The sequence below is a fragment of the Bellilinea sp. genome (genome assembly GCF_034432615.1).
In the GTDB taxonomy this organism is placed as follows: Bacteria; Chloroflexota; Anaerolineae; order Anaerolineales; family Anaerolineaceae; genus Bellilinea.
This window is the reverse complement of record NZ_DAOUBL010000372.1, coordinates 1-5,186: the sequence shown is the minus strand read 5'-3', so window position 1 is coordinate 5,186 and position 5,186 is coordinate 1. Positions and strand designations below refer to the sequence as shown.

General features: G+C 55.6%; 5 protein-coding genes and 1 pseudogene. All 6 read left to right on the top strand.

Annotated elements, in window-relative coordinates; all coding sequences use genetic code 11:
* Positions 1–929: aminotransferase class I/II-fold pyridoxal phosphate-dependent enzyme (locus VAE48_RS16510; protein WP_322794435.1), on the top strand; the 929-nt coding region annotated here is incomplete at its 5' end.
* Between the two features lie 10 nt (positions 930–939).
* The gene (locus VAE48_RS16505; RefSeq protein ID WP_322794434.1) at positions 940–1,896 is read left to right on the top strand and encodes a LamG domain-containing protein; all 957 of its coding nucleotides are present in this window, start codon (positions 940–942) and stop codon (positions 1,894–1,896) included.
* Between the two features lie 570 nt (positions 1,897–2,466).
* On the top strand, positions 2,467–3,267 hold the full coding sequence (gene heR / locus VAE48_RS16500; RefSeq protein ID WP_416181068.1) for a heliorhodopsin HeR: 801 nt from the start codon (positions 2,467–2,469) through the stop codon (positions 3,265–3,267).
* A 670-nt stretch (positions 3,268–3,937) separates the two neighbouring features.
* Complete coding sequence (gene lysW / locus VAE48_RS16495; protein WP_322794432.1) at positions 3,938–4,105, top strand: lysine biosynthesis protein LysW; 168 nt, start codon at positions 3,938–3,940, stop codon at positions 4,103–4,105.
* Between the two features lie 23 nt (positions 4,106–4,128).
* On the top strand, positions 4,129–5,079 hold the full coding sequence (gene lysX / locus VAE48_RS16490; protein ID WP_322794431.1) for a lysine biosynthesis protein LysX: 951 nt from the start codon (positions 4,129–4,131) through the stop codon (positions 5,077–5,079).
* Positions 5,076–5,186 (top strand): annotated as a pseudogene (locus VAE48_RS16485) (N-acetyl-gamma-glutamyl-phosphate reductase); the annotation flags it as partial. The gene lysX and the pseudogene VAE48_RS16485, both read left to right, overlap by 4 nt.

Below are 5,186 nucleotides of genomic sequence, written 5' to 3'. Positions count from 1 at the left end.
CCAGCGGCATGGCAGCCATCACCACCACCCTGCTGGCCTGTCTGCGCAGCGGCGACCACCTGGTGATGACCGACGACTGTTACCGCCGCACGCGTCAGTTCTGTCTGGAATTTCTGCCGCGTTTCAACATCGAAACCAGCGTGGTTGCCATGGGGGATTACGCCGCGCTGGAAGCTGCCATCCGTCCGAATACCCGTCTGCTGCTTTCCGAAACGCCCACCAATCCCTACCTGCGCGTGCTGGATTTGGAACGCTTTGCCGAAGTTGCCCGCCGCCACGGGGTGATCAGCGTGGTGGATACCACCTTTGCCACACCGCTCAATCAGCGCCCGCTGGATTGGGGTGTGGATATCGTCATCCACTCGGCTACCAAGTATCTGGGCGGCCACAACGACCTGTTGGCCGGTTTCGCCGCCGGGAGCAATACGGTGCTGACCCCCGTGCGTGAACTGCACAACATCCTCGGCGCCACCCCCGACCCGCACAATGCCTATCTGTTGCTGCGCGGCATCAAGACCCTCAGCTTGCGGATGGCACACCATAACCGCAGCGGGCAGGAAGTGGCCGAGTTTCTGGAGGGACACCCGGCGGTAGAACAGGTCTGGTATCCCGGTCTGCCCTCCCATCCCGATCACGCAGTTGCCCGCGCGCAAATGAAAGGATTTGGCGGGGTAGTGTCCTTTACGGTGCGCGGCAGCCTGCAAGACACCGCCCGCTTCATTGACCGCCTGCAAATCCCTTATATTTCCCCCTCGCTGGGCGGCACGGAGAGTCTGGTGATTCAACCGGCGCTGATGTCTTATTACGATGTACCACCCGAAAAGCGGCAGGCGCTGGGTATTCGCGATAATCTGGTGCGCCTATCGCTGGGACTGGAGGACCCTGCAGATTTGATAGCCGACTTGAATCAGGCACTGGAAATTCTGTAAAATTTGATCAATGTTGTCTCATAAGTATTACGGGTATGGGTTATTGGTATTTTCACTGCTGATCAGCCTGGCAGCAGCCACGTCTGCTGGACTTGCGCGACCGGCATCGGCGCAGACGCCGCAAACCTCGCTGCGTTTCTTCGGCACCGGCAGCGGCGATGTCGACCGCGTCAAAATTCCGCTGGATAACCCGCACCGCCCGGTAGATGTCGGCGGAGATTTCACACTGGAATTTTGGATCAACGCTTCGCCGGGCAGCAACACTTCAGCACCCTGTCAGGAAAGCTCATCTTCTGATACATGGACGAACGGTAATATCATCCTCGACCGCGATATTTTTGGGGACGGCGATTACGGCGACTATGGCGTTTCGCTGTACGGTGGACGAATTGCCTTTGGAACAGCAGTAGTCAGCAGCCGCCGCACCCTTTGCGGCAGCAGCGACCTGCGCGACGGGCAATGGCATCACGTCGCCGTTACCCGCCGAAGCAGTGATGGGCAGATGCGTATTTTTGTGGATGGTCAGTTACAGAAAACAGCAAACGGCCCGGTTGGCAACCTGTCCTACAGGGATGGACGCAGCACCTCTTACCCGAACAGTGATCCGTTTCTGGTCATCGCCGCCGAAAAACACGATTATGACCCCAGTACTTACCCTTCCTTTAACGGTTGGGTGGATGAGGTGCGCATCTCGAACAACATCCGCTATACCGGTAGTTTCACGCCTCCCACACAGCCGTTTACGCCGGACGCTAATACGGTTGCCCTGTATCACTTTGACAGCGCTCCCGGCGCCTGCAACGGTCAGGTGAGCGATTCGCGCGATTCATCCGGCCAAAACAATCACGGTCAATGTAAATATGGCGGTAATCCTCCCAATCAAGGTCCGCAGTTTGTTGCAGACAGTCCATTTTTCAGTAACATCATTTACAATTACAGAGTCTACTTACCGCTGGTCCGCCGTTGAATGAATTTCAGCATGGTTTAACCAAGTGCCCGACTGTTTTTCCTGGCATTGAGCCCTAAAAATCGCGGCGGTTTCTTTTGCGGTCATTTACAAGCAGCTGCCAGAGGGTTTGGCAGGGAGAAAGGTCTTAACATCAATTCGGGATAAATCATTTTTAGATCAACTTTCGAATTTTCGTCCCCCTCCCGCCTCCGCCAAAATCGCAGGGGCGATTTTGGGGGAGGTGCAGGTGGGGGTAATGCTCACTGCTTGCCATGTTCTGATCTTATCCCGAACTCACGTTTTTTACAAAACACCCGCCCTTGCCTTGTTGGCGAGGGCGGATTATTCCATGGGGTCGGTCTGGCCGACGGCGATTCAGAGTTGTACAAAAAACGTATAAGGTTAAGGTCGGATTTATCCGTTTTCTGATCAGGGTCGTGATATAGTATTCTTAGATGCAGGTGGGAAATTACATACAAAGAAGTTAGCCACCCCATCAAAAACAGGCAGCCAAAATGTGAATTTTTCGGAGTTGAAATCATCTTCGTCAGGCTGCCTCATTTTAGAACAGGAGAAATTAATATGGCTATGGAAACAAATGCACCACTCAACACCGCCGGCCCTGACCTTAAGAAATTTCAGGGGCTGCGTCGTTTTAACCTGATCATGGGTTTTCTGCACCTGATTCAGGGAATTTTCATGTGGGTAGTCAGCAATGACCGAACCTACCCGATCTTCACCAACTACCTCACCTTCGACCGTGCCACCTTTACCCTGAAACCCGACCCGCAACTGCTCTATGAGCTGCCCTTCGGCCCGGCCGTGGCGCTGTTTCTGCTCATCTCGGCTGTAGCCCACTTCTACCTTTCCACCATCGGCTACCGGCCGTATGTCGAGAACCTGAAGAAGGGCATGAACCCCATCCGCTTTTACGAATACGCTCTCAGCTCCTCGTTGATGGTCGTGCTGATCGGCATGCTGGTGGGTATCTGGGATTTGGGGACCATGATCGCCATTTTCGGCATCAATGCGATGATGAATCTTTTTGGCATCATGATGGAGGAGCACAACCAGAACACCACGCGGACGAGCTGGCTGGCATTCATCTACGGCTCTCTGGCCGGCATTGTGCCGTGGATCGTGATTTTCCTGTACTTCATGGGAGCGGTCAATTCCGGAGAGGCTAAACCGCCGGCTTTTGTGTACGCGATCGTACCCACCCTTTTCGTGATGTTCAACATCTTTGCCGTCAACATGGTGCTGCAATATAAAAAAGTCGGCCCATGGCGTGACTACCTCTACGGCGAACGGGTCTATATCATCCTCAGTCTGGTGGCCAAAACCGTCCTGGCATGGCTGATCTGGTTTGGCACACTGGCGCCGGTTTAGAAACGACCCGCCCAACATAAGCCCGAACTACAGGCGTGCCCGAGGTTTGAATGGATTATCCGTGAAGGAATCCAACCAGCACCGGGTGCGCCTGTATGGCTTTCTCAAAGTTCCTTGACAATCTTTAAACTTTTTATCGAAACTTGAATTGTGGCAAAACGAACCCCCACCCACCTCCCCCAATATCGCTTTAGCGATATTGGGGGAGGCGCAGGAGGGGGCAAAATCGCTCGATTGAATGCATCAGTGGACTATTCCGAATAGACATCGGTCAGCACCCGCCGGCTGCTGTTTGCCCGTTTTCGACTTTGAGAGAGCCATGGGTGCGCCTGTAAGAGATATACGGGATATATGGGGCGGTTGGATTGTGCCAAACGCTGAACCACTAGCGGGAATAGTCCTGAACAGGCCTATAAACGTGTTGTTGAAAAAATCTTAATATTTTGTTAGCCGTGAGGCTATTGACAATTGCGACCAAACCGCTATAATTTGAAACATCATGAGTTTGGAACTGCGCGTGCGTAAGGATCGTCGTCCATTCCTCCCCTGTGACGGGGCAGGACGGCTTTGCGCACGTCAGCGTGGTTGAGTTAAACCCCAGCCACAGTGAGTCGGCAAATCAAGCCCTCCGCCCCGCGGAGGGCAATTTTTATTAACAACGGAGGTTCTCATGTCCCTAACATCCTGTCCTGAATGCGAAGCCGCCCTTGAATTGGAAAACGTGCTGGTCGGCGAGATTGTGGTCTGCCCGGATTGCGGCGTGGACCTGGAAGTAATCAGCCTCAAACCGCTGCAGGTGGAACTGGCGCCGATGGAAGAAGAAGACTGGGGCGAGTAAGCCCTGCCAGAGGAGAAACAGCGATGAAGATTGGTGTCCTGCTTTCACGGGTGCGGGTCGAGGAAAAGTGGATCCTCGAAGCGCTGGAAAAACGAGGCATTCCCCACGAGCGGATTGACGACCGCGAAGCGGTGTTTGATTTTGCCCATCCCGAAGCCTGGCTGTCCTATTCGGCGGTGCTGGAGCGCAGCATTTCGTTTGCGCGCGGATTGTACGCAACCCAGATGCTCAACGCCTGGGGCATTCCGACGGTCAACATGGCGCATGTTGCCGCTACCTGCGGCGATAAACTGGCCACCTCGGCTGCTCTGGCGCGCGCCGGCATCCCCCAGCCGCGCATCAAGGTAGCCTTCACCCCCGAATCGGCCCTGCAAGCCATTGAAGAACTGGGCTACCCGGTGGTGCTGAAACCGGTGGTCGGTTCGTGGGGCCGGCTGCTCGCCAAAATCAACGACCGCGACGCCGCCGAAGCAATTTTAGAGCATAAAGAAACGCTCGGCTCTTACCAGCACTCGATTTACTACCTGCAGGAATACATCCAGAAACCGGGCCGCGACATCCGCGCCTTTGTGGTCGGGGATCAGACGGTCTGCGCCATATACCGCACTTCCTCGCACTGGATCACCAACACCGCCCGCGACGGCAAAGGCGAGGTTTGCGCGGTGACGCCCGAATTGAACGCCTTGTGCGTTGCGGCGGCGCAGGCAGTCGGCGGCGGTGTGCTGGCGGTGGATGTGCTGGAAGACCCACAGCGCGGTTATCTGGTCAACGAAATCAACCACACCAGTGAGTTTCACACCCTCGCCCCGACCACCGGGGTGGATGTTGCCGGTCTGATTGTCGAATATACCGTTGCGGTTGCTGAGGGTCAGATTCAACCCCCATTTCCGGCGGTGAGCGCGCCGCAAGCGCCGCTGGGCGTGCTGCATTCGACGCCCCTCGGCATTCCCCTGTGGAGGGCGGCAGCCCAATGAGCCGATTGCGCGTTTCGATCATTGGTGCAGCCGGTTATGTCGGCGGTGAACTGCTGCGCCTGCTGCTCGATCACCCCTTCGTGCAGGTGCAGCAGGTGACTTCCGCC

Coding starts and splice junctions, on each gene's coding strand:
- VAE48_RS16505 (WP_322794434.1), top strand. CDS start 940: ATGTTGTCTCATAAGTATTACGGGTATGGGTTATTGGTATTTTCACTG.
- heR (WP_416181068.1), top strand. CDS start 2,467: ATGGAAACAAATGCACCACTCAACACCGCCGGCCCTGACCTTAAGAAA.
- lysW (WP_322794432.1), top strand. CDS start 3,938: ATGTCCCTAACATCCTGTCCTGAATGCGAAGCCGCCCTTGAATTGGAA.
- lysX (WP_322794431.1), top strand. CDS start 4,129: ATGAAGATTGGTGTCCTGCTTTCACGGGTGCGGGTCGAGGAAAAGTGG.